At 40.1% G+C, this 25440-nt stretch carries 25 protein-coding genes and 1 tRNA gene; 13 read left to right on the top strand and 13 right to left on the bottom strand.

The annotated features are described in order from the left end of the window. Window positions 1–83: 83 nt before the first annotated feature. Window positions 84–371, bottom strand: a complete 288-nt coding sequence (gene gatC, locus FCN14_RS14955; protein ID WP_138432111.1) for an Asp-tRNA(Asn)/Glu-tRNA(Gln) amidotransferase subunit GatC — start codon at window positions 369–371, stop codon at window positions 84–86. Window positions 372–573: 202 nt separating this feature from the next. Here gatC and FCN14_RS14950 point away from each other — a divergent pair, with 202 nt between their 5' ends. The 7 genes from FCN14_RS14950 (at window position 574) to FCN14_RS14920 (ending at window position 6504) form a co-directional block, all read left to right on the top strand. After that, a complete protein-coding gene (locus FCN14_RS14950; protein ID WP_138432110.1) occupies window positions 574–858 on the top strand; it encodes an HPr family phosphocarrier protein in 285 nt (94 codons plus the stop codon). Then, window positions 839–2563, top strand: a complete 1725-nt coding sequence (gene ptsP / locus FCN14_RS14945) for a phosphoenolpyruvate--protein phosphotransferase (protein ID WP_138432109.1) — start codon at window positions 839–841, stop codon at window positions 2561–2563. Before FCN14_RS14950 ends, ptsP begins: the two co-directional genes overlap by 20 nt. A 19-nt stretch (window positions 2564–2582) precedes the next feature. Beyond that, on the top strand, window positions 2583–3626 hold the full coding sequence (locus tag FCN14_RS14940) for a bifunctional phosphoglucose/phosphomannose isomerase (RefSeq protein ID WP_138432108.1): 1044 nt from the start codon (window positions 2583–2585) through the stop codon (window positions 3624–3626). Between the two features lie 29 nt (window positions 3627–3655). Continuing rightward, window positions 3656–4447 (top strand): biotin--[acetyl-CoA-carboxylase] ligase, encoded by a 792-nt coding sequence (locus FCN14_RS14935; RefSeq protein WP_138432107.1) that lies wholly within the window; start codon window positions 3656–3658, stop codon window positions 4445–4447. Further along, the gene (tilS, locus tag FCN14_RS14930; protein WP_171032961.1) at window positions 4419–5780 is read left to right on the top strand and encodes a tRNA lysidine(34) synthetase TilS; all 1362 of its coding nucleotides are present in this window, start codon (window positions 4419–4421) and stop codon (window positions 5778–5780) included. The genes FCN14_RS14935 and tilS overlap by 29 nt, the downstream gene beginning before the upstream one ends. A gap of 5 nt (window positions 5781–5785) precedes the next feature. Beyond that, window positions 5786–6346, top strand: coding sequence for a hypoxanthine phosphoribosyltransferase (gene hpt, locus FCN14_RS14925; protein ID WP_138432105.1), 561 nt, complete (start codon window positions 5786–5788; stop codon window positions 6344–6346). Between the two features lie 69 nt (window positions 6347–6415). Further along, window positions 6416–6504: transfer RNA gene (locus tag FCN14_RS14920), tRNA-Ser, on the top strand. Between the two features lie 225 nt (window positions 6505–6729). On the opposite strand, the gene FCN14_RS14915 is transcribed toward FCN14_RS14920, so the two are convergent. From FCN14_RS14915 to FCN14_RS14890, 7 genes are all read right to left on the bottom strand, one after another. Beyond that, window positions 6730–7146, bottom strand: coding sequence for a hypothetical protein (locus tag FCN14_RS14915; protein WP_138432104.1), 417 nt, complete (start codon window positions 7144–7146; stop codon window positions 6730–6732). Between the two features lie 187 nt (window positions 7147–7333). Next, window positions 7334–9682 (bottom strand): FUSC family protein, encoded by a 2349-nt coding sequence (locus tag FCN14_RS14910; protein WP_138432103.1) that lies wholly within the window; start codon window positions 9680–9682, stop codon window positions 7334–7336. A 242-nt stretch (window positions 9683–9924) separates the two neighbouring features. Then, the gene (locus FCN14_RS14905; protein WP_138432102.1) at window positions 9925–10425 is read right to left on the bottom strand and encodes a GyrI-like domain-containing protein; all 501 of its coding nucleotides are present in this window, start codon (window positions 10423–10425) and stop codon (window positions 9925–9927) included. Window positions 10426–10647: 222 nt separating this feature from the next. Then, window positions 10648–11334 (bottom strand): class I SAM-dependent methyltransferase, encoded by a 687-nt coding sequence (locus tag FCN14_RS14900; protein WP_138432101.1) that lies wholly within the window; start codon window positions 11332–11334, stop codon window positions 10648–10650. A gap of 14 nt (window positions 11335–11348) precedes the next feature. After that, window positions 11349–11768, bottom strand: coding sequence for a secondary thiamine-phosphate synthase enzyme YjbQ (locus FCN14_RS14895; protein WP_138432100.1), 420 nt, complete (start codon window positions 11766–11768; stop codon window positions 11349–11351). Window positions 11769–11819: 51 nt separating this feature from the next. Beyond that, window positions 11820–11993 carry a hypothetical protein gene (locus tag FCN14_RS15830; protein ID WP_171032960.1) on the bottom strand — a complete coding sequence of 58 codons (174 nt, stop codon included), beginning with the start codon at window positions 11991–11993 and terminating at the stop codon, window positions 11820–11822. An 87-nt stretch (window positions 11994–12080) separates the two neighbouring features. Next, window positions 12081–12857 (bottom strand): SDR family oxidoreductase, encoded by a 777-nt coding sequence (locus FCN14_RS14890; protein WP_138432099.1) that lies wholly within the window; start codon window positions 12855–12857, stop codon window positions 12081–12083. 373 nt (window positions 12858–13230) lie between these two features. Here FCN14_RS14890 and typA point away from each other — a divergent pair, with 373 nt between their 5' ends. Further along, window positions 13231–15048, top strand: coding sequence for a translational GTPase TypA (typA, locus tag FCN14_RS14885; protein WP_138432098.1), 1818 nt, complete (start codon window positions 13231–13233; stop codon window positions 15046–15048). A gap of 217 nt (window positions 15049–15265) precedes the next feature. Here typA and FCN14_RS14880 read toward each other — a convergent pair whose 3' ends face one another. From FCN14_RS14880 to FCN14_RS14870, 3 genes are all read right to left on the bottom strand, one after another. Beyond that, window positions 15266–15682: a hypothetical protein gene (locus FCN14_RS14880; RefSeq protein ID WP_138432097.1), complete on the bottom strand. Its 417-nt coding sequence runs from the start codon at window positions 15680–15682 to the stop codon at window positions 15266–15268. A 54-nt stretch (window positions 15683–15736) separates the two neighbouring features. Then, complete coding sequence (locus FCN14_RS14875) at window positions 15737–16609, bottom strand: hypothetical protein (RefSeq protein WP_138432096.1); 873 nt, start codon at window positions 16607–16609, stop codon at window positions 15737–15739. A 272-nt stretch (window positions 16610–16881) separates the two neighbouring features. Beyond that, the gene (locus FCN14_RS14870) at window positions 16882–18777 is read right to left on the bottom strand and encodes a M61 family metallopeptidase (protein ID WP_138432095.1); all 1896 of its coding nucleotides are present in this window, start codon (window positions 18775–18777) and stop codon (window positions 16882–16884) included. 122 nt (window positions 18778–18899) lie between these two features. On the opposite strand from FCN14_RS14870, the gene FCN14_RS14865 reads away from it, so the two are divergent. Beyond that, window positions 18900–19373 carry a DUF4112 domain-containing protein gene (locus tag FCN14_RS14865; protein WP_138432094.1) on the top strand — a complete coding sequence of 158 codons (474 nt, stop codon included), beginning with the start codon at window positions 18900–18902 and terminating at the stop codon, window positions 19371–19373. A gap of 54 nt (window positions 19374–19427) precedes the next feature. Here the strand turns inward: FCN14_RS14865 and FCN14_RS14860 are convergent, their stop codons facing one another. Next, window positions 19428–19907, bottom strand: coding sequence for a DUF2306 domain-containing protein (locus FCN14_RS14860; RefSeq protein ID WP_138432093.1), 480 nt, complete (start codon window positions 19905–19907; stop codon window positions 19428–19430). A 52-nt stretch (window positions 19908–19959) separates the two neighbouring features. After that, the gene (gene recG, locus FCN14_RS14855; protein WP_138432092.1) at window positions 19960–22029 is read right to left on the bottom strand and encodes an ATP-dependent DNA helicase RecG; all 2070 of its coding nucleotides are present in this window, start codon (window positions 22027–22029) and stop codon (window positions 19960–19962) included. A gap of 196 nt (window positions 22030–22225) precedes the next feature. On the opposite strand from recG, the gene rpsL reads away from it, so the two are divergent. The 4 genes from rpsL to FCN14_RS14835 form a co-directional block, all read left to right on the top strand. Continuing rightward, window positions 22226–22597, top strand: a complete 372-nt coding sequence (rpsL, locus tag FCN14_RS14850; RefSeq protein WP_138432091.1) for a 30S ribosomal protein S12 — start codon at window positions 22226–22228, stop codon at window positions 22595–22597. Window positions 22598–22630: 33 nt separating this feature from the next. Then, window positions 22631–23098, top strand: a complete 468-nt coding sequence (rpsG, locus tag FCN14_RS14845; RefSeq protein WP_138432090.1) for a 30S ribosomal protein S7 — start codon at window positions 22631–22633, stop codon at window positions 23096–23098. Window positions 23099–23122: 24 nt separating this feature from the next. Beyond that, window positions 23123–25267 (top strand): elongation factor G, encoded by a 2145-nt coding sequence (gene fusA / locus FCN14_RS14840; RefSeq protein WP_138432089.1) that lies wholly within the window; start codon window positions 23123–23125, stop codon window positions 25265–25267. 22 nt (window positions 25268–25289) lie between these two features. Then, window positions 25290–25440: GTP-binding protein (locus tag FCN14_RS14835; protein ID WP_246043186.1), on the top strand; the 151-nt coding region annotated here is incomplete at its 3' end.

Genomic DNA, 25440 nt, shown 5'->3' with positions numbered 1-25440 from the left:
GAATGTGTTTTTGAACACTATACTTTGCCATTGATAGTTCAACGGTTGCCAAATAGAACTTCTAGGATAGAGAACAGTGACCGTTAATCAATAACGCGGGGCACACGGAAATAATCTGAGTCGGCATCAGGCGCATTTTTAAGGGCATCTTCGTGTGATAGGGGCTCTTTCGCATTGTCATCACGAAGTCGGTACTCAAGTTCAATAACATGCTCCAGTGGTTCAACGTCGGAGGTGTCAACTTCTTCAAGGGTTTCAATATGATCAAGAATCTGGTTCATATCCCCCGTTAATGATTCGGTTTCCTCTTCTGTTAGTTCCAGACGCGCTAGATCTGCAACGTAATTGACATCTTCTTTCGTTACGGACATGTAAAAAATATTTATATCATGGTTCAAAATGAGCAACAATTTAAGAAATCAGCAGAACAGTTGACAATATTGTCGCAGCTAACATTCACAAATGTTTTGAATGCGTAGGAGTGGCTCGATACTGTAGCATATTTAGAGTAACTACTGTGGATAGTTACGGCAATAATTGGCATCTTATGCCCCTAAACCACAATATTACAGGATGATAAAAAAGAAAGTTACAATTGTTAATGATGCCGGACTGCATGCTCGTCCTGCAGCGGCGATGGTGAAATTGGCTTCAAATTATGAGTCCGACTTTTATATCCATATGTATGGATATAAAGTAAATGGGAAAAGTATATTGGGCGTTATGACGCTGGCTGCAGAAAAAGGCGCTGAGCTCGAACTCGAAGTCGATGGTGATGATGAGGAAGAAGCGTTAGAAGCGATTATAGAACTAATCGACAGTGGCTTTGGAGAAGTGTATGAAGACGATGAACAGTAAAAAAGACGGCGATATGATTTTGTCTGGCGTGCCGGGAGCACCGGGCATTGTTATTGGTAATGCAAGTATTTATAAGCGTCGTCTTCCGTCAGTATCAGAGGCATTTGTGTCTGATGGACAGATCCAGCACCAGCTGGATGAATTTCAGCAGGCGCGCACAAAAGTTGAAGAAGAACTCACCCAAATTTTAGATGAACAGGATGAAGAGAGTACCGCTGAACTTGTTCGTATGCAGATCGAGGTTATTAAAGATCCTGAGCTGAATAAACAGGTCAAGCAAAAAATAATAGATAAAAATTTAACAGCTGATGCCGCTGTTGATTCCGTTTTTGAAACTTACTTGCGTATTCTCAAACAAAATAAGGCTGAAGACCGCTCAGTAGATATTACTGATATCAGGGATCGGTTAATCCAGGTTCTGCATAACTATGATCTTCATGATGTGGCTGATGGGGCTATAATTGTTGCGAACGAGTTGAGCCCCCGTGAGGTTATTGGGTTTGCCGACCAAGGGGCGAAAGGTATTGTCATGGATAGAGGAGGTGTGAGCTCACATGCTGCGATCATAGCTCGTTCTATGGAGTTACCAACAGTGTTGGGAACCCAAGAAGGAACCTCACACATTACTGACGATACCCAACTTATCGTTGATGGGAGATTGGGAAAGGTTATTGTAAAACCGGACGAAAAGACACGTAAAAAGTACCATGAACAGATCGATAAGTACCGTAAAGTGATTAGTGAAGCCAAAGATATATGTCAAAGTCCCAATAAAACAAAAGATGGAGTCTCTTTTTCACTGCGAGCAAATATTGAATTTGTTGAGGAACTGGAAGCCGCAAAAAAATATTGCGCTGAGGGCGTAGGGTTACTTCGTACAGAGTCTATCTATTTGCGAAAACAAAATTTCAAAGATGTTGAAGAGCAATTATCATTTTATACAAAAATATTAGCAGATACTGCTCCTCAGCCTGTAGTTATTAGACTTTTTGATGCCGGGGGCGATAAGATACTTGACAATAACAGTGTAGAACAAAATCCTTTTCTGGGATGGCGTGGCATTCGTATGTTGTTGGATCAACAAGATTTACTTGAGCAACAACTTACAGCAATTTGCAAGGCAGCTGCTGATTTCAAAGGGCGGGTTCGCATCTTAATACCCATGGTTTCAACATTAGAGCATATTCATAAAGTTCGTACTCTGTTGGGTTCTGCACAGGAGAAACTTCGCCAGGACGGTATAAAAGTTGACGAAAGTATCCAGCTCGGTATTATGGTAGAAGTGCCTAATGTGGCATTGCAAGCAACGCTGTTTGCTCAACATGTTGATTTTATGAGTATTGGTACCAATGATTTAACTCAATATCTATTAGCAGTAGATCGGGGTAATGAACGAATTTCTACATTATATGATCAGCGTCATCCGGCCATTTGGCAGCTTATTAAAAATGTATCACAGGCTGCAAAAAAAGAAGGTGTTCCTCTGAGCGTTTGTGGCGAGCTGGCTTCTGACCCTGTATCAGCTTGTTGCTTGGTGGGAATGGGAATTAAAGATCTGAGTATGAACGCAACAGCATTGCCTGCTGTAAAAAAGGCTCTTTGTACCCATAAATCATCAGAGCTGACTGAACTGACCCATAAAGTTTTACAAACCGAGACGATTGAGCAAGTAAACGATTTATTTTCTAATTGGAACAATATATAAAAAGAGATATTCAGAGTATATGGATAAAAAGCATATCCAGTCGCTAGATAGCCAAGATATGTGGCAAAAGCTGGTTACCTTTCCCAACCAATGGCAGGAAGCTACAGATTTAACTTCCGACATTGATTTTACTATTGATAAAGAGCGTATTAACAAAATCTGTTTCGTTGGGATGGGGGGATCAGCATCAGGGGGAGAGTTGATTCAGGCATACCTTTATGAGGAGTGCCCTTATCCGATTGAAATAACTCGTCATTACAAGATTCCAGGTTGGGTGGATGAAAATACGTTAGTTGTGGCCAGCAGTTTTTCGGGTAATACAGAGGAAACACTGACTGGTTTGGTAGCAGCACGTGATAAAGGGGCGCAATCAATAATAGTTACATCAGGCGGTGAGTTGATGTTAAAAGCTGCCAAGGAAAATATCGATTATATTAAGCTGCCCGGGGGGATGGAATCACGTACGGCCATAGGATATATTTTTATTCCCCTGTATCGCATAATGCAGTATTTAGATGTGATAAAGGAAGGAGAGAAGATATTGAATGAGACGCAGCATTTTTTGTCGGATCAGAATGAGCTGTATTCCAATCCCGAGGATAATGAAGCGCTAAACCTGGCCCATGATATTAAGGATACCTTACCAATATTTTATTCTGACGCCGTAACATTACAGCCGGTAAGCCTTTGGTGGCAGAATCAGTTTCAGCAGAATGCCAAAACGTTGGCTTATAGCAATACATTACCAGAAATGACGCACAACGAAATTGTGGGTTGGGAACAGGTCGTTCATCTGACCGGACGCCTTTCAGTGATTATGCTAAAGGATAAAAGTGATAGCCCCCGCGTACAGCGAAGAATGGATATAGTGCAAGAACTTATTGAAGATCAAACTGCATCATTGCATATTATAAATTCGCGCGGTCCTAACCATCTCAGTAGAATGGTTTCACTTGTCCAGATGGCCGATTGGACTAGTTTCTATTTGGCTATGCTTGGTAATATTGATCCTACACCTGTGACAAAAATTGATCTATTAAAAAGAAAACTGTCAGAAGCGTAATACCTATAACGTACTTATCATAACTAATTTTGAGTACTAAGTTTGATATTTCTTACTTTCAAAAAGAGCTTTCGACACAGTGGATGGGTCAAAGTTCATTATTTGTTGAAGAGCTGGAATCAACAAATTCTTACCTCAAGTCACTTCCACACTCCAAGGTAGATCATGGCATGCTGTGTCTTACAGATCATCAAACCCAAGGGCGTGGGCAGTATGAACGTAAATGGGAATCAGAGTCGAGGAAAAATTTAACATTTTCTTTGGCTTTTAAACCACAGGCAAAAGAGCGTTTTCATGTGCTTACATTAGCCTGTGCATTAGCTATTGTAGATCAGCTTGAAGAATTTGACGACGATTTCAAGCTTTGTATTAAGTGGCCTAACGATGTATTGCTAAATGAAAAAAAAGTGGCCGGGTTACTTACAGAAACTATGTTTGCCGGTAATAAACTGGATCGTTTAGTGATAGGTATCGGTATAAATGTAAATCAGACCTCTTTCCCGCCAGATCTTGATGAGGCTACATCCGTAAAACTTGAAATTGATACTACGATTGAACGAGAACAGTTTTTGAGTCAGCTTCTTCGTCGCATAGAGTATAAATATAACTTGTGGCAGCGTCAGCACCGGGCTCTTATAAAAGGAATTAACAGAAATATTTTAGGTTATGGTCAGTGGGTTGGCTTGCAGGTTAATGGAGAGATACTAGGGGATACCTTCAAGATGCTGGGAATCAATGAAAAAGGCCAGCTTCTTATGCTAAACCATGACGGTGGAATTGAATCATTTTCTTATGAACAGATCCGACTTATTACTGATTGAAAAGAAGGTTGAAACCCAGATTGCACGTTACTTTGATAAAGACAAACTTCCGTTTTTTATCGTAGCGGTCAGCGGTGGGGTGGACTCTATGTGCTTGCTTTATATATTGAAAAGGTTAGGGGTTAAGGGGCTTGTTGCTCATGTCAATTATCAAAAGAGAGGCAAAGAATCTGATAAAGATGCTGAACTGGTTGAGCAGATGGCCTTTGAATGGGGATATGATTGCCAAACTGTCGAGGTTGATCCGGTAAATGCAGAGGGAGAGAATTTTCAACAATGGGCACGTCAATTACGATATCAGGTATTTGAAGGGTTGTGTCACGAATATAATGCGGATGGCATTGCTGTAGCTCATCACGAAGACGACCAAGTAGAAACAATCTTACAAAAGATTTTTCGCGGAGCCGGTTTAGGCAGCTGGATTGGTATGGGAAAGTGGGATGGCAAGCTGTTCCGTCCATTATTGGATTTTTCCCGAAAGCAGATTGAGGAGTATGCTAATAGTCGCTGTGTACCTTTTCGCACTGATGCATCTAATTTAGATACAGATTTTGCTCGTAACCTTCTTCGAAATGAATGGCTTAGAAAATTAGAAGAATTTTTCCCGGGCTGGAAGAAGAATGTATTACGAATACGCGAGCAGGCAGAAAATTATTCAGATTCTATTGCCTGGATCGCTGACAGAGTCACCAATAGCAAAGGAATTAAGCGAGAAGATTTCCACTCCTTGGCTTTGGGACTTCAGAAAGCAGTAATTTTGTTCCTCCTGAAGAAGAAAGATTCGAGTTTACAGGTATCACGGAAAAATTTAAAGAGGATAGAAAACCTTGTATCCTTGCAAACAGGCAAAAGGGTTGAGTTCACCCCTAGCTATTCTATTATCCGAGATCGTGATTATTATGTATTAACTGGGTCTGATAAGGAAGATTTCAAGCCTATTGTTATACAAAAGGATGCGCTAACAGACGGAAGAGTCAGGAATAAAAACTTTTCTCTTCAGTTGATTGAAGAAATAGATCCTGGTTTTAAAAAGGGTTTGTATTTGGATGCTGATAAAATACAATGGCCAATAACGATTCGTAGTTGGCAAGCGGGAGATGTTATACAACCGCTGGGAATGGAAGGACATCAAAAGGTAGCAGATCATTTGACGAACCGAAAAGTAAGGGCCTCACAGAAGGAAAAGACAGTTGTTATTGAATCTTTTGAAGAAACCATCTGTGCTATTATCTTTACGCCAATTAAAAAGCAATCAGTAACAGGCACTATTTCGGAACAGTTTAAATGTGATGCTGATACGAAGGAATGCCTCTTAATAACAAATAGAACGTAGTATTCATGTCTCTATATAAGCCCGAAACGGTTCAATGCAACGGCGAAACTTTCAGTATTTATCTTACACAGGAGGAACTTGAAACGCGCGTTGCCGAACTGGGGGAAGAGCTGGCCGAAAAGTATAAAGGCCAAAATCCAATTTTTATTGGAGTTCTAAATGGTGCATATATTTTCTTATCTGATCTGATGCGATCAGTAGAGATTCCCTGTGAGGTCGATTTTTTAAAGCTTAGTAGTTATGGTGACGAAAAAGTATCATCGGGAGAGGTGACAGACCTTAAGGATATTGACGCAAATATTGAAGGACGTAATGTGATTCTAGTAGAAGATATTGTGGATACTGGTCTTTCGATGAACTATTTGGTTGATAAACTTGAAAAGAAAAATCCCGAATCCATTGCTACGGTTACATTACTCCATAAAACCGAAGCCACTCATCACGATGTTCAGCTAGATTATGTTGGTTTTAAAATACCAACTCTTTTTGTATTGGGCTATGGGTTAGATTATGCGCAGGAAGGCAGAAACTTGGCCCAGATATATATCCTTGATGAGGAAGGATAAGAAAATAGATAAATATTCACTTTTTTATTGATAAGGAAGATAAAGCAGCTTATATTTGCGACTTCACTCGGAGAGGTGGCTGAGTGGTCGAAAGCGCTCCCCTGCTAAGGGAGTATACCCCCAATGGGGTATCGAGGGTTCGAATCCCTCTCTCTCCGCATAACTACGCCAAGGCTTCGTTGAGCAAGTATCTATGCTTGTTAAGCGAAGTCTTTGTTATTTTAAAAGCTTTTATAAAAACTGGCAGGTAACAGATGTCAAACATAAGCTCCGAGGGGATTGCACTCCTGTTACAACCTATAAGTTGATTTAGAATACCTTTCTAGTGCGAACACTTTACCTGTAATGTTCATGGGTAGTCGGTGGTAAAGTGCGCTGGATGCTTATCCTATCCAGCTAGATGCTATTCTGCTGCCCAACCAGCCCATAGGTAAGTAAGCGCCAACTATATCAACTATTGCAAACCATATAGGTGCGGGGAGCATAATAAGATTAGCAATGCCACCGGCTAAAAAGAATAACCCGATACCCAGGGCAAGTTTTGTCTGGTATGTTGCTGCAATGGTTGCAGTTAATAACGCTCCTAACAATGTGCCGATGGCATGAGCCAAGAAGGGTATGATAAAATGTTGAGGTTCGAACAGGTGCATATTTGCTTTCAACGCTTCTACATCCATCAAATCAACTCCTGCAGGGGGAGGGATAATGGAGCTGCCTACCATGATGATGCCCATATTTACAGCTCCTCCAACTATAATTCCTACGATAAATGCTAAGATGTTTTTGAAGATTGCATGCATATGATCCTCCAGCGAATGTATTGACCAATAGTATATATTGGCATTAATTATTTAGAGCAGTAAAGAAATGTATCTGCTCCTAATATGTAATCCAAGGATAAAAAGCACAGGTCAAAAGTTTTGGTCACAGCTACGTAAAATACGCGTATTCTGGGTATCAAAAAAAGAATAGGTTGATCCGATAATATCAATTCGTACTTGTAGTATTTGCCGTGAGGGGGGTATCTGGGTATCTTTCCGGATAAGCCGCGCGGTTTAGAATAGATCGACTCAACTCAAGTATCCACCGCAATTGTCTGCTCAGATAGTTGATATGAGCATATCGAAGGTAGGTTTTGTTAGAGGAATCTGTGGGAATATTTTGCCGGTCTATCTGGCGTTTAAGGGTATAGATCTGTTTGGAAAGCTCTTCGCTGGCTTCTTCTATTTTTTCTGATTTCGATAGTCCTTCATCGGTGGTGGGTGAGTCAGAATAGGCAAGGTATTGGATGGAGAGCTCTAGGTTTTTTTGTATGCCCTCGCCAATAGTTTGAAACTCTGGATAGTGAAAAGATTCATTGGGGTGACGTTGCAGGAAAATCCCAAGGGAGGTTGTTGTTGAGAGTATCATATAATTTAATAATGCCAGATCATAAGAGAACTGTGCCCCTTTTTGTTTGGACTCTGGATCATTTGCCAAACGGTGATAAGAAGAAATGACATTTGCGATATCAACATAAGCCTCTTTGCGTGTCAGGCGATAGTTCTTTTCATCAAAACTTCCTTCAAAAAGGTGATTAAGGACTTCTTGTAGATATAGTTTATTGGAAAACAACGATTTGCGTAGCAGTGCCGGAAATTTTTGATACTCCCACGAGGGCCATAGAAAACGAACTGCTCCTATAACTAGTACTGCTCCCACAATAGTATCTACCACTCGGAAAACCACCATAGAGGGAATTTCTCTGTTTAAGAAACTGTACATAAAAATTACAAAGATGGTAAAAAATGAAGAGGCAATTACGTAGTTACGCACAACAAAAGTAAAGGCGAGTGTTAGCGATACCCCGAAGATAATAAGTGAGGCAACATGGCTAGGATCTAAGAGATATAAACCATAGGCAATAGCAGCACCAATCAATGTACCGATAATACGGTGGAAAAACCGTTGACTGGTTACACCATATCCGGGCTTCATAACTACCAACACTGTTAAAAGAACCCAATATGCATTTTCAAATCCCAAAAAATGTGCCATAGAATAGCCGGCTACAGCTGTAGTAGCCGTTCTTAAGGCATAACGAAAGTAGCTTGAGTCAAAGCTAAAGTTATCAACTGTACTATTCCAATTCAGTGGGTTGGGAGTAACAAACTGCGGGAGGTCTGTTGTGGAAAGGTCGGTATAAGGTGTTCGGTCATTCTCTTCTGGCTCTTCGTAGTAGGTTCTGTAATCGAGAACTGCATTTTGAATAACTTCTACTTTTTGCAGCTGTTTATGTAAGTATATTTCAAGGCGTTTTAAGGTGTGGTAGGCTTCTTCATTATGGTCTTCATCACTGAATACTTCTTGTTTAAGTCGAGCTAGATATTGTTCCAGGGTATCCATTTCATCTTGGAGATGAAGTGGATTTTCATACTCTCTATTGTTGAGTAATACATCAGCCAATAGGTTCATTTCAGCGTGAATATTATCTATGACTTCACGAATAATATTGTACTCTGGATATTGATGTAGCAGGTCTCGCACTTTGGGATAATCTATAGGAGTAGCCATAGCCAATTCATGCATGTCTACGAGCTCAATAAATATGAGATAGTATCTTCGTCGCTCTGAGCTGCGGCCTGATAGCAGGGAGGTATTACTAAACAGCAACTCACGCACACTTTCCTGGGTTTCATTAAGTTCTTGCTGTAGTTCTGCCAGTTTAAATATCCCTTGTGTATGGTCCACATCAGGTTCAACCAAAGTAACACGTTGTTGAAAATAATGGGTCGTCTGACGCATGCACCGTGCTAATCGTCGTGTTATTGCACGAGTGCCGGCAAAAAAATGGATGACCAAAGCATAGGTGATATACCAAAGTGATCCGCAGAGTAATAAAAAACAGTGATGTAATATTTGAGAAACTGAGTCAAATCGGCCAATCATACTTATAGCCAGGATAATCGCAAGGTAGCCCATAATGCCCATAAGGGAATAGCGGAGGCTAAAAGGGGAGATGTATGCGAGGCCAAAAATAAAAAGAAAGAGCAGTACTAGTACCAAAAGTTGCTGTCCGCCGGCAACAAGCAGTAAAAAAGTGATAGAGATTGAAAGGGCCGTAGTAATAAGCAGAGCCTTGGCCTTTGATTGAAAAGTACCGGCAATATCAACGCCAGAGACAAAGAAAGCCCCGAGCATCATCTCCAGCCCAATGTTCGGATAGCCCAACATTTCGCTAATTACAAGGGGAATTAAAGCCCCTGTGGCGTGCCGTAGGCTTAGGTAGAACTGTTCGCCTTGAAAGACGTCCCGTAGATATTCGATCGCCTGCTGGAGTTGGTCGGAGATCCTCATTCTATTTTGCTGCCCGGATATTCAATTTACTGAAGCACAATATAAGAAGTTATATTTGGCAAAGAAGGTGGTAAAAAAGATTTAATCTTTTTTTATACCCGCAGGGCGGGGATAAATAGAGTACAATTGAGAGGTTTGGAACAATTTTTTAAGGTAATGTTTTTAACAATATCTCAAACGTCTCACTTGTACTATATTGGTTAACTTTACTTCTCGTCTTTTCTTAGAATTAGCGGGAAACATTATACTTCGTTGGGGCTTTGAAATGGTTTTGCCGAGTCAGTTGATAGGTAAATATCAATTTCAGCCTGTTCCCCATTTTGATCTTTCTTTCCATACACCTCAAAATCAGCAATATATCCCCTGTTTAACTCTTCCTCTTTTTCCCAGATCTCACGCCATGCATCAGCTATACATTCTGGCATTTTTCCGGAGGTGGTGATTTTTCTGTATTCACCCTTGGGGATGGTTAATTGGTATAGCCCTTCCGGCACCTTGGTGCCCGGAGAGACTTTACAACCTATGAAATAAGAATATGGCTGGGTAAAATCTCCATCATAGTCGTGATAGACAGCGTAGATTTCATCGTCTAGTTTGTTGGGGATTTTTGTGATACAACCTTCTGCCTGGAACCTTTCCCATAGTTTACCACAATCCTTTTGTGCCTGCCCGTTTTCATTTGTTGTTTTCTCTGGCAGAGATAATCCTATTAATGTAATCTCTTGAAGTTCTGTTTGTTTCATAACAGTTTTTTAAAAGATATGATATAAGTATATATCTCGAATCTACTTCTTGCCGGGGCTATTTCAAAATTAATTGTAATTAATTTTATAGTTGATAGGAGAGGATTTATCCTTGAAAAGGGAGGGTAAGAAAGGAATCGGAGGGATGCAGTGATTTTTTGAATGGTGATTCTATATGGTTGTAAACGGTATACCACAATTCCGGCAGTTTAATAAAAATCCTTATTTAGCAAGAGTGATTACAGTATATTGACGTTTAACCGTTTCACCACTTTTGCTAATAACCTCTTCCGTTTTGTCTACAATATCAAAGACACGGAATGCAGTTTCTTTCATCAGGTCGGTTACATCAGATGTATCATAAAGCTTGAACCCATGTTCTACAAAGGGAAGCTCTTTCATAAAAGTTTTTTGAGCAAAGCCGATCCCAAAGAATCCTCCGGGTTTTAGTACTCTGAATACTTCTTGTAAAAGATCAATGGGATTTTCCCAGAAGTAAATGGTATTAACTGTCATTACCTGATTGAAAGTGTGGTCTTCGAAAGGAAAGATTGAACCACCATACAGGTAAAATGTGGCACGGTTTGAATCAATATGTTTTTTATTGACTCTTTGTGCTTCTCTCTTCATTGTTGCAGATATTTCGAGACCAGAATACCGAATATTATTAGCTTGGGAGAGCACTTTTCCCAAATGGTTGCAGTTACCATGACCAATCTCCAAGATGGAATCATATGCAGAAATATTTAAGGCATCAATGGTATCAATGGTCATGCTTATATTGGTTTCATCCATTTTTCGCCCAATATCAGCGCCTTTTTTGCCCTCCGGAAAGCGTAATTGAGAAGCCAGTTCTTTCAAGTCGGTATCGCTAAACTCCTTTTCTATCTCTTTTTTATTATGCTCCATGGTTTTAAAATAGTTTATTCACCGTGTAAGGTGACAACTAGCTTTCGTCGGCCACCGTTATTTCTATGTTCGCATAAATAGATTCCTTGCCAGGTTCCAAGGTTTAACTTCCCGTCAGTGATAGGAATACTGACCGAAGATCCCATCATAGAACTTTTTATATGTGATGTCATATCATCGGGACCTTCAAGAGTATGTTCATACATGGAAGTATCTTCAGGAACCATCCGCTTAAAGTGTGTGAGAAAGTCTCTCCGTACCGACGGATCGGCATTTTCATTGATTGTAAGGCTGGCACTGGTATGTTGGATAAAGATATGAGCAAGCCCAGTCTGTATTGCTTTTATTTCAGGGATATACTGCAAAATCTCATCGGTAATAATATGGTATCCACGAGGTTTTTTGTCTAAGGTAACCTTTGTTTGATGCCACATATCTTTTAAACTTAGAAATAGTTAGACCTAATGAGGTGTAGATATCGGGATTTATAATTTAGCAGGACCAAATTTCCGCTCAGTGTATTGTCCCAAATAATAAAAGGCTACTAGTGGAATTAGTGAAAAAGTGGTATAGAAATCGCCCCAATCCAAGTATATGATTATCGATAACATAAGTCCCATAAAAATGATTATCGAATAATCGAATAGTTCCCTATTCATAGTAGTGTTATTTATGTTAGTCTATTCGTGATCCCTTAATCCCCTGATTCTTTTGAGGATATTAATTGTACTGAAAACCTAAAAAAATTATCCGAAGGTACCTTTAATACTACCACCGTCGTGACTTATTGTTTGTCCTGTAACATAAGATGCATGGGGTGATAGAACCCATCCAGCCAAAGAGGCGATCTCTTCACCTTTGCCGAAACGTCCTACAGGGATAGCAGCTTCCATCTCTTCTTTTACTTCTTCATACGATTTGTCGGAGCTATCAACTTTTTTCTGAATAACTCGCTCAATGGCCGGGGTATCATGAGAGCCGGGCGCAAGAACATTAACCGTAACTCCATTACCGGCAATTTCTTGTGAAAGAGATTTCGCAAACCCCACAATACCGGCGCGGAATGAATTACTAAGCACGAGAGAGGCAATGGGTTGTTTTACAGATTGACTTTCGACAAATAGAATGCGTCCGTACTCTTTAGAAGTAAAATAAGAGACCAATCGTAAAACTAGTGCTACTTTCCACCGCATGACATTTTCGTACGCTTGGTCCCAGTCATATAGAGCTGTTTCAAGAGGACTTAAAGCGGGAGGGCCGCCAGCATTGATAACCACACCGTGAAGCTGCTCATTACCAATTGCCGCTTCAATGTTGTTATGAGTATCATCATCAGTTAGGTCTCCGACTACAATGTCGGTGGCATCGGGATAGGTTTCCTGAAGTTCGTTAAGCTTTTCTTCACGGCGAGCAACGGCAATAACATGAGCCCCTTCATCAAGAAGTAATTCTGCTATCGCACGACCAAATCCACTGCTGGCTCCACAGACAATAAACCGCTGGCCTTTAATTTCTAAGTCCATCTAGAATATTAATTTATTTTTTTAAAAAGTTGTGTCCATTCTATCCCCGGTAAAACCGGCTTCATTTTGCCTGCGTTTTACCCGAATGTTTTAAGAGGAGTCAAATATCTAAAATGCAGAATCTATATATACCAAAATACGTGCTTATGAGCAATTTAGAGAAGGGAGAAGTACATTAGAAAAAATTGAACTTTCTAATAATGAATTGCGCAAATAAAACCGTATCTTTGCACGCTCGTGAAAATAGGATGTAGGCCCTTATATCATTCTGAGCTTGTTTCAGAATCTACACTGCTCTTTTTAGAACAAAGATCCGGAAAATCAGGAAAACACGAGCTTCTGTAGGGACTTATCTAATTAATACTAAATTTTTATGTACAACGACTTAAGAAATATAGCCATCATTGCTCACGTAGACCACGGTAAAACTACCTTGGTTGACCAAATGTTAAAACAGAGCGGTACCTTTCGCGAAAATGAAGAGGTCGCGGAACGGGTGATGGATTCCGGGGACCTTGAAAAAGAGAAAGGAATTACGATCAGTTCCAAGAATACGGCTGTTAAATGGGGCGAAACTAAAATTAATATTGTTGACACCCCGGGTCACGCCGATTTTGGCGGAGAAGTAGAGCGTATCCTGAAGATGGTAAATGGGGTAATAATTTTGGTGGATGCTGCCGAAGGTCCTCTTCCACAAACAAAATTTGTACTTCGCAAATCATTGGATCTTGGATATGAACCTATAGTCGTTATCAACAAGATCGACAGAAAAGATGCACGTCCCGATGATGTATTAAATGAGATCTTTGACTTATTTGTAATGCTTGATGCCAGTGATGAGCAGCTGGATTTTCCTATTATATATGCAGAAGGTATCAATGGAATTGCCAAGCATGAGCTTGAAGATGATAATGATGATCTGACCCCACTATTTGATAAGATTGTAGAAACAATTCCCGCTCCCCAACAAGAGCTTGATGCCCCTTTTAAAATGTTGGTAAGCAGCATCGACTGGAACGACTATGTAGGACGAATCGCTATTGGTCGTGTGGAGCAGGGTACTATTGAACAGAACCAGCAGATTGCCCTACTCGATCGGAATGGGGATCTCAAAGAGAAAGCCAAGGCAACAAAGCTGTTTACCTTTAACGGTCTCAAACGTGAACCGGTAGAAAAAGCAGTAGCAGGTGATATTTTTGCTTTGGCTGGTTACGAAAAAGTTGATATCGGAGATACGTTAACGGCTACTGAAGATATGACAGCCATTAACTATCCTGATATTGATCAGCCGACGATGGCCATGTTTTTCCGCGTCAATGATTCACCTTTTGCTGGTCTAGAAGGGGAGTATGTAACGTCTAATCAGATTAAAGATCGATTAATGCGTGAAATTCGTACTAATGTTTCTATTGAAGTAGAACAGACTGAGAATCCCGATATCTATAAAGTATCAGGACGTGGAGAGCTCCAGTTGGCGATTCTGACAGAAACCATGCGCCGAGAAGGGTATGAGTTTGCCGTATCACGTCCTGAAGTTCTTTTTAAAGAAATTGACGGGCAACGCCATGAACCTTTTGAAGAGGTGGTAGTGGATGTTCATAAAGACTACAGTAACAGGGTGATTGATAACTTGCAGCAGCGCAAAGGTATTATGACCTCTATGACCCAAGAAGGCGATAATAATCGCCTAATCTTTAAAGTTCCATCACGTGGACTTATCGGTTTCAGGGGAGAGATGCTGACCGAAACGCGGGGCACAGGTATTATGCACCAGCAGTTTGATGCTTATGAACCATATGCCGGTAAAATTCCCGGGCGCAACAGCGGAACACTTATCTCTTTGGAAAAAGGAGAGGTCACCAGCTATGCACTGGAAGGATTACAAGATAGAGGAACCTTCTTGGTTGAACCCGGCGACTCGGTGTACGAAGGCCAAGTGGTAGGTATTAATAACCGTTCTGATGACTTGGTTGTTAATGTGGTGAAAAAGAAAAACCTTACCAACCACCGTGCTACGCAAAGTGCGGATGAGGTGAAGATTGCACCGGCCAAGAAGATGAGTCTTGAACAATGTATCGAGTTTATTGATGACGATGAGCTTTTGGAAGTAACCCCCAAGAGCTTGCGTATCCGGAAGAAATATCTTGATTTTAATGAGCGTAAAAGAGCTCAGAAAAAAGCAGAAGCTTAGTTCATATATTTACTAGGTATAAAAAAAGCCCTTCCCGTAAAAGGAAGGGCTTTTTTGTTTGGTATTTAGTTCGTTGGGAAAGCTGGTCTCAAAATACTTTAGCTTATTTACATTATCTATTCGGCAAGCTATAACTCTACATTGAAGTAATGTTTACGGAAAAAAGTATTAACTGTAATGTAAACTAATCAACTTATGGTTGATTATCTTTCCTTTTTCAATGTTGGTTCTTTGCTTCCTTTAAATAATTGATACCAAAGAACCAATATAGGGCCCCAAATATGATAAAAAGGCCTAATAGTATACCCATCTTTAAATATTCTTCATTTATGAACATCATTAGAGCTAGCAGAAATGAACCAATTATTCCTAAAAGTACTAATAGGTGTAAAATTATTTTGGAGATATTTTTCTGATTGCCTTTCCTTCTTGTTTCTATATTAACCCATTGATCTACCTCAAAGTAATCGATACCAATAAACCAGTACAATACTCCAAATAAGACAAAGAGTGCTAAAGAAATACCCATTCCCCAATAATCACCGGCTATAATAGCAACTATAGCTTTTAAGACCGGCCCAAATATTGTTAAAAGAACTAATATATGTAAGGTCGTTTTGGTATCTTTATTCAAAGACATACTAAATGTTACTTTAATTTATATATAATATTACGAGTGATCTTAAACTTATACGAAAACCCAAGCCCAGAAGCAACCAGACCAGCAGCCTTGAACAATGCCATAATAACATGTAACTCCGACCACTGGTGCTTCACACCATAATATTTCATACCACTGATCAATCGCATTATAATTATCTTTAATACAGTTGCCAAAACAACCGAAAGGATTAATATTACTAGTAACCTTATTTGAAGAATAATTAGTTTTCGTACTACCTTTAAAGTGATTTGAGTTACCTAGTGTATAGCTGTGAAGGGTTCGGCCTGTCTGTGATTTAACTTTTAAATGTATGAAAGTTTCATCGTAGAGTTTTGGATTAGCATCTAATTCAGTTTTTGTATGATTTGTTTCCATGGTAACTATAACCATGTCATTGATTGAGTTGGCAGCTTCATCATATTTTGCGTAGGTAACTTGCCTCAATTTTTGATTATTATTGTCAATTGGTGTTACCATTATATTCTCTTGTGTTTGGTTGTTCGCTATCTTATTACTTCTTTCAACAATAGTACTTCTTTCTAGATTTGGTTCACTACGTAAATTTGCAAATTTACTTTTACTGCTTCCGGTTGAGTTCTTTTTAATAGTATTTAAGGTGGATTTAATCTTCTTTTTCACTACCTCAGTTTGAGGAGATCTTGTATTCACCCTATATATTTGATATTGTTCTTTAGAATTTGATTTATTTTTATTCTCTTCTCCCATACAACAACTCTCAGAAGAGTTATTATTATTCTGCATATAACGGCTTGTAATATTTTCGCCTTTTAAAGAGATTTCATTTTTTTGATCAACCGTTTCGCAGGAAACTAGCGTTGATATTGCTATTATTGTGACTATGAATGTTTTAATAACTTCTATTGATGATTTAGTCATTGTACTAATATGTGGTAAAGAATTATATATTCTGTGCTAATGCGGTTGTTACCTAAAAAAAATATCCGGGATAGTAAATTCTTTTGTCCGGTGGAGATTTTTTGTTAGTCAGTCATTCGAGAGTGGATAAAAATCATTGTTGAGTCACTTGCTATTAATATAGTTAAATGGATCTGCAAACCCATCTTTACTAAGTTTTACCAAAGTTCCCATATAAAAAAAGCCCTTCCCGTAAAAAGGAAGGGCTTTTTTGTTATTAAGAGGTTTAAGTCTTACTGTCCAAGCCACTGCTTTCGCAAGGTGCGTTGTTGTTCAGTAGCATCTTCAGTTTCTGTGAGTTTAAGCGTTTCAACCATCGGGGTACCTACTTTCCCGGATAAGGTTACTTCTTCCTCTCCGCGTATTACCACCATCTCAATTTCAGTGTCGGGCGCCCATTGCATAGACTGTGGAATAAGTTGCCTTATATTTTGTAGGGTATAGTCAGTACCGTTTACTGACTTGATAATATCGCCGGCTTGAGCACCAAGTGCCTTTAGTGAACTGTTGAGCTCTATATCACGGAATTCCACCCTTCCTGCTTCCTGATTTGCCTTTACAAAGGGAGTGCGGCCATTTAAGAATAGGCTAGTTTTGGTAGAATCTTTGACTCGTTTCAACCCCACCTTGTTAAAGAAATCGTTATAATCTATTGGAGTTTTACCGACTACGTGTGTTGTCAAGAATTCACCAACTGAGGGGTAGGTCATTTCGGTGATCTCGCTAATCAGTTTGTCATCCGTAAATGGTTTCTCGGTCCCATACTTTTGTGAAAGTTCAGTCATCAATGAGATCATGCTTCGCTGCCCATTACTCTCTTCACGCATTAAAATATCAATGCACATACCAATAAGAGCACCCTTTTGGTATACATTGTAATAGTTAGAAGCATAGGGCTCTTCTAAAACATTTTCACTCATCTTAGTGAAGCTCATGGAGTCATTCATTGTATGTGAAGACTCAATTTTACCATTTATCTTGTCATAAAACTTCTGCTTTGACTGCAAGCCTTCATACACCTGGAAGTGACTGGCAAAATACTCCGTTACCCCTTCGTACATCCAAAGATGCTTGGAAAAGGTAGGGGCATTGTAGTCGAAGTAATGTACATCCTCGGAGTGTACATTGAGTGGTGTTACAATATGAAAGAACTCGTGAGAAACAACGTCCGTCATTGTTTGATTGAGATTCGGAGTAGGCATTGCCTCAGGCAATACAACAACCGTAGAAGTGTGGTGTTCAAGAGCTCCAAAACCGGTTGGGGCTGTTTTAGCGCGCGGAGCCAGGTAAAGATAGATATCGTAACGGTCTGTTGTGTTAAGCTCCCCCAGGTAATCTTTTTGAGCATCCATCATACTCTTAATAGTCTCTTTGATAGCAGATGCGGAATGTTTTTCATTAGGAGAATATACACTAAGTACAATCTGCATATCATCAACCTTGAACTCTGCAACATCCAGTTCACCATACATCATGGGATTATCCGTAATCTGGAAATATCGATCAGCGGCATAGGTGTTGGTAACTTCCGTACTGTCTGTGTTGTAGGTGGTACTGACAACGGGTAGAGCGGCAGTGCGTTTGAAATCAGTGGGTGCGGTTAAATCCAACCGATATTCTTGATCTTGTAGGGTTTCAAAATATCCCACAAATCCGTGGAGGTTTAGCACAAAATTATCTTCTTTAATATTGGTCCCAGAGGGAGAGAAGGGCGTTTTTTTATCGGTATTTTCAATGTCAAAGGTATCATTTACATAATAGCCCAACTTGTCAAAACTACCCGCATTTGGAATGATCCAAGTATTAGGACCGTCCTTTTTTACATTCAGTGTTTCACCGTCATAATCATAAGCTATCAGGCTGTCGGTAAAGCTTCCAAAATCACTTACCGAATAGGTGCCCTGTACAACGCGTGGCAGGCGAAAGGTGACAGTATCAGCATTAAACTTACCGGGATCGATTTGTACCCAAACGCGATCATTGTTTACTTCGGTAAGGTCAATGGAAGAAGCAATAGGTTTTTTATCAGCAGCGGGTTCTTGATTTTTAGTCTCTATATTGTTGCCCATTTTGGGAGAGCAACCAACGACAATGACAAATATTGTAAATAGATAAAGAAGTCTTCGCATGTGCAAGAAATATTGATTTATGTTATGAGATATAGTTCTAGTTATTAGGTAGTTTTGCGTATAACGAATTTTGAATATTAGGGTTACACTATAAATATATTCTTAAGAAATATTAATAAAACTTGGATACTGAAAAGGACAAGCAAAAGAATACAAAATTAGCTGAATTACTGGATAATAAATTTCAGATTCCTGGTATCCCGATTAAATTTGGCTTGGATCCACTTTTGGGATTACTGCCAGGAGTGGGCGACTGGATAGGAGGCATTATTTCATGTTATTATCTTTTTAATGCGCTAAAAGAGCAGGCTCGATGGTCGGTGTTATTGCATATGCTGATTAATATCCTGCTGGATATTATGATTGGAGCCATTCCAGGGATAGGTGAGCTTTTTGATGTTTATTGGAAAGCTAATCTTCGTAATGCCGAGCTTTTACAAGAACTTGCAGATAATCCCAACCGAACCACAAGACGAAGCCGATGGTTCAACTGGATATTACTAGTTGTCTTCACACTTATTATCATTGCTGTTTTATTTATAACTAGCTGGATATTAATTGCTTCTTGGGTGATACTTTCTGATCTGCTTGGCTGAATTGGCTCGTGAATACTTGCTGTGCATCAAGTAACTGTAGATATTGTAAGAGAACTAATTTAGAAAAGTCTCTGACCATTGATTTTTCTTCCAGTAAAAGTAACCGCCGCCTAAAGCCATAATAGTAAAGGTTGCAATTCCCAGCATACCAAAGAAGGGGGTATCAGGAATACGGGTTAACATTTCAGAAACAAAAGCAGCATACAACCCAATCACAGACCAGTACATAAAACTAAAATGAAGTTCTAGCCATCCTTCTTTTGGTTTTTTGAGTAGAGCTGGTATAAATCCTAAAACAACAGTTAATAGGCTGATTAATGCGGCGTAGTGGAAAATTCCAAATCCCCCAAACAGACGGTAAATCATAAAGGCTGTGATATTTACTCCAAGCATACTCCCAACATACAGGTAGCCTATCTTGATATGTAGTGATGTCCCCTTTTTAAGACCCAGAATTGCGGTGCCGGTAATCAATGATAGTATTGCGGTAATAAGATGAATGCTACCTATCCAATCTTGGACTAAATAATTCATAGTTGATATCTAATTTAAGTTTAATAAATAATGATAAAATTAAGCTGGTGGCTTAGCCTGTTCCGTAAAATTTGCTGCGCTCTTTATAATAAGGGATGAAGACTTTGCGTAATTCTTGGTATTCTGGTTGAGTCAATGAAGGATCATCTTCCATCATCTTCCATGCAGCTGTTTTAGCTTGTTCTAAAATAAATTGATCTTCCACAATATCAGCTACCCGAAATTCTGGCAGTCCACTTTGTTTCGTTCCTAAGAAATCTCCTGGTCCCCGCAGTTCAAGGTCAGCTTCGGCAATTTCAAAACCATCGTTGGTTTGAGCCATCTTGCCTAATCTGAATTGCCCCTCTTTGCTCACTTTATGACCATGGATGAGTATACAGTAGCTCTGGCGGTTTCCACGGCCAATGCGTCCCCTCAGCTGATGAAGTTGAGAAAGGCCAAACCGCTCGGCATGTTCTACCAGCATGATACTGGCATTGGGTACATCAACCCCAACCTCTATTACGGTAGTTGAAACTAGTACCTGGATTTCATTATTGATGAACTGCTGCATAACAGTATCTTTATTGTCAGATTTCATTTGTCCATGTAAAAGTCCAACTTCGAAATTAGGAAAGCGTTTTTGTAGTTTCTCATAGCCAGCCGTTGCATCCTTTAAATCCATTTTTTCGGATTCCTCGACAAGTGGATATACCACATAGGCCTGGCCGCCTTTGTTGAGTTCATCTTCTACAAAATTATAGATATCGTTATGTTTTTGTTGAGGGCGAACTGCTGTTTTTACCGGTTTCCGTCCTCCCGGTAGTCCTTTAATGATAGAGATGTCAAGATCGCTGTATAAGGTCATAGCCAGCGAGCGGGGGATAGGAGTAGCAGACATCACTAAAACATGAGGGTGGGATCCCTTTTTTAGTATTTCTGCTCGTTGCTTGACTCCAAAGCGGTGTTGTTCATCAATAACAGCTAAGCCAAGATCATGGAAATTTACTTCTTTCTGTATAACGGCATGGGTTCCTACCACGATATCACAGTTCCCGCCCTCAATATCAGTGAGAATGTCAGTGCGAAGGCTCATTTTTTGATTGCCAACCAACAATCTGATATTGATACCAAGGGGCTTTAAAAAGTTTGAGAGGGTACGGAAATGCTGTTCGGCTAAGATTTCTGTAGGTGCCATAAAAGCTGCTTGACAATTGTTGTCGACTGCCATTAAGATAGCCCCAATAGCAACAACGGTCTTGCCTGATCCTACATCCCCTTGTATTAGCCGGTTCATCTGGATACCCGACCGTACATCGTTCTTAATATCAGAAAGGGCTGATTTCTGACCTTTTGTTAGCTCAAAGGGGAGATGCTCATTAAAGAATTTGGAAGTGTAGTTTTCTAAGTTGTCAAAAATTTTTCCCTGATGCTTTTCGATTACTTCATGTTTCGTTTTCGCAACACTGAGTTCAAACAGGAATAGTTCCTCAAATTTAAAGCGTTTAAAAGCTTGCTTGTATTCTGATGTTGATTCCGGGAAATGAATCATACGATAAGCCTCATGGCGCTTGGGTAACTTATGTTTCTGCCGAACATTTTTGGGTATAAATTCAGGGGGAGATTCATGTTTGAGAATTACTTTTTGCCATTTATGTATCAGCTTGCTCGTTGTACGCGTTTTAGAAAGTAATTTATTACTGGGGTATATAGGTACAATCTTTTTCAGGTCTTGTATATCAGAGTTGTCACTAATTTTGTCGTACTCGGGATGGGCAATGCTAAATTGTCTGCCATACTTTTTTACCTTGCCAAAGAAGGCGACTAACTCTCCCTCCGAGAATTGCTTCTTAATATAGTGCCCTCCCTTGAACCAAACGCCTTTGAGAGAAGCGGTATCGTCACGAATAATGATTTCCAGTCTTTTTTTTCGCCCCCGGCCCTGTTGTTGTATTTTCTCAATTCTACCTACGACAGTGACTTGCTCACCATTTCCGTGCAATTGTTGGATCTTTGTCACTGTTGTGCGGTCGAGATACCTTCTTGGGAAGAAGTTTAGCAGGTCTAGGATACTATCTATTCCACTCTCAGATAGCGCTTTTATGCGTTTTGTACTAAGCTTGGGTAAGTCTATTAATTTCAAAATAGTAATACTGATATATAATTATATACTAGTTGTTTGAGGCCTTCTGACGGCTTTTCCTACAATTATAGGGTAAAATGGACACCAAAGAAAAAAAGGTAAAGAAATACTGCTTTTTTTCTTGCATTGGTACCTAATAATTCCTTATCATTGGCAACTCTTGTTCGACCGAAAAATCAATTAAGCGTATTTAATCGTGCCTACAATACAACAACTTATTCGCAAAGGTAGAAAAAGCAAGTCTAGTAAGACAACGGCTCCTGCTTTGGAAAGCTGCCCGCAGAAGCGCGGGGTTTGCGTACGAGTTTATACCACAACGCCTAAAAAGCCGAACTCGGCTCTGCGTAAGGTTGCTCGTGTGCGTCTAACTAATGGTTATGAAGTAACTGCATATATTCCCGGTGAGGGACACAACCTACAGGAGCACAGTATTGTTCTTGTTCGAGGCGGTCGTGTTAAGGACTTGCCTGGTGTTCGTTATCATATCGTGCGTGGAACGCTCGATACTGCTGGCGTGGAAGATCGCAAGCAGGGTAGAAGTTTATACGGAACAAAAAAGCCTAATTAGTAATAGTTGAGTAGGAATTAAACTGAGAAGAATATGAGAAGAAAGACAGCAGATAAGCGCGAGATACAACCTGATCCGGTATTTGGAGATAAGCTGGTTACGCGCTTCGTAAACAATCTGATGCGGGACGGCAAAAAGAATGTCGCTCGAAAGATTCTCTATCAAGCATTTGAAATTGTTGAAGAGGAAACCGGTGATGAGGGTATGGAAGTATTTAAGGAAGCCCTTAGTAATGTTTCGCCTGTAGTTGAGGTTCGTTCTCGCCGTGTAGGTGGTTCGACTTACCAGGTGCCGGTTGAAGTTCGGCCTGATCGTGGCACAGCGCTTGGAATGCGTTGGTTGATCAGTGCATGTCAAACGAGAAATGACAAGTCCATGGCCCGCAGATTGTCGCGAGAGCTTTTGGATGCTGCCAATAACGAAGGTGGTGCGGTGAGGAAGAAAGACGAAGTTCACCGTATGGCAGAAGCAAACAAGGCGTTTGCCCACTTTAGATTCTAAAAGATTTAAGATCAATTTATAGTAATGGCTGAGACAAAGACAAAAACAGATCCTAAAATTGTAGACCAGATAAAGCGTACGCGGAATATCGGTATTGCTGCCCACGTTGATGCGGGTAAGACAACAATGACCGAGCGTATCCTTTATTATACTGGTATCACTCACCGTATTGGTGAGACTCATGACGGTGCATCTCAGATGGATTGGATGGATCAGGAGAAGGAGCGGGGTATTACTATTACTTCTGCCGCTACACACTGTATTTGGAAAGACCATCGAATTAATATTATTGATACTCCTGGTCACGTTGACTTTACTGTTGAGGTAGAGCGTTCATTGCGTGTACTTGACGGAGTTATTGGGGTTTTTGATTCTGTAGGAGCTGTTCAGCCACAGTCCGAGACGGTATGGCGACAAGCTAATAAATACGAAGTGCCACGAATGGCATTCGTCAATAAGATGGATCGTGTTGGTGCTGATTTCTTCAATGTTGTTGAAGAAATGCGGGAGAAGCTGAAAGCTAACGCTATTCCAATTCAGATCCCCATCGGTGCGGAGGAAGATTTCCGTGGTGTTGTTGATCTTATTAAGATGACAGGTATTATCTGGGACGATGAGACTTTGGGAATGGAGTATGATGAGGTTGAGATTCCCGAGAATCTCCAGGAGAAGGCTAAGGAGTATCGTAAGATTATGATCGAAGCTATTGCTGATCATGATGATGCTCTAATGGAGAAGTATCTCATGGATGAGGAGATTAGCGAAGAAGAGATTGAAGATGCGATCCGTGAGGCTACCCTGAACCGTGATATAACTACAGTAATGTGTGGTTCTGCTTTGAAGAATAAGGGTGTGCAGACTGTGCTTGATAAGGTTATTAAGTATATGCCTAGTCCTTATGACATTCCTCCTATTACAGGAAAGGATCCTGAGAATGATGGAGAAGAGATTAAGCGTAAGCCTAGTGTTCAGGAGCCGTTTTCCGCATTAGCTTTTAAAATCATGACTGATCCTTATGTTGGTAAGTTAACGTTTTTCCGCGTGTATTCCGGTGAATTGGAAAAAGGTTCTTATATATATAATGCAACTACGGGTAAGAAAGAACGAATTGGTCGTATCCTTGAGATGCATGCCAATGAGAAGAAGGATCTAGACATTGTACGGGCTGGTGACATTGCAGCTGCTGTAGGTGTTAAGGAGGTTCGTACTGGTGATTCTTTCTGTAGTATGGAAGATCCTATTATTCTTGAGGAAATTACATTCCCTGAGCCGGTTATTAAGCTTGCTGTTGAACCTAAATCTAAGGCAGATGCTGAAAAGCTTACAACGGGACTTATTAAATTAGCTGAAGAGGATCCTACATTCCAGGTTGAAACTGATGAGGAGACAGGTCAGACTACTATTGCAGGAATGGGTGAGCTCCACCTTGAAATTATTGTTGATCGACTAAAGCGTGAGTTTAAGGTCGAGGCTAATGTTGGAGCTCCACAGGTTTCCTACCGTGAAACAATTAATAGAAGCATTGAGCACCGCGAAGTGTATAAAAAGCAGTCTGGTGGTCGCGGGAAGTTTGCTGATATGGAGTTTGAGATTGGTCCTCTGAGCGATTTTGAAGAATTTGATGAGGAAGACAACAATGTTTCTGTTGATGAAGGCTTTAAGTTCGTCAATGAAATAAAGGGTGGTAATATTCCAACTGAGTTCATCCCTTCTGTTGAAAAAGGATTTAAGGAAGCTATGACTTCAGGAATTCAGGCGGATTATCCGGTGCAAAACGTCGGTGTTCGTCTTTATGATGGTTCTTACCACGATGTTGATTCCGATCAGTTTAGCTTTGAGCTTTGTGCTAAGATGGCATTTAGAAATTCTGCGAAAAAAGCTGATCCTAAAATATTGGAGCCCATCATGGATGTCGAAATTATAACTCCTGAAGAATACATGGGAGATGTAATTGGCGACTTGAATGGACGACGTGGTTTAATTGGAAAAATGGATAACGACAAGCAGGGTTCAGTGGTTCACGCTCGTGTGCCATTATCAGAGATGTTTGGTTATTCTACTGATCTTCGTTCAGTAACACAGGGACGTGCTTCATATTCTATGGAATTTAGTGATTATGAGCAGGTGCCTGATAATGTTGAGAAAGAAATTTTAGAAGAAAGATCTTAAAACATCATTAATTAATAGTATTATGGCAAAAGAAACATTTCAGCGGGATAAGCCGCACGTAAATATAGGAACGATTGGTCACGTTGACCACGGGAAAACAACCTTGACAGCTGCTATTACAACGGTAATGGCTAAGCATCACGGCGGAGTTGCCAAGCAGTTTGTCGATATTG

The organism is Fodinibius saliphilus (assembly GCF_005869845.1).
Classification (GTDB): Bacteria; Bacteroidota; Rhodothermia; order Balneolales; family Balneolaceae; genus Fodinibius; species Fodinibius saliphilus.
This window is presented reverse-complemented; position numbering and strand designations above follow the sequence as displayed.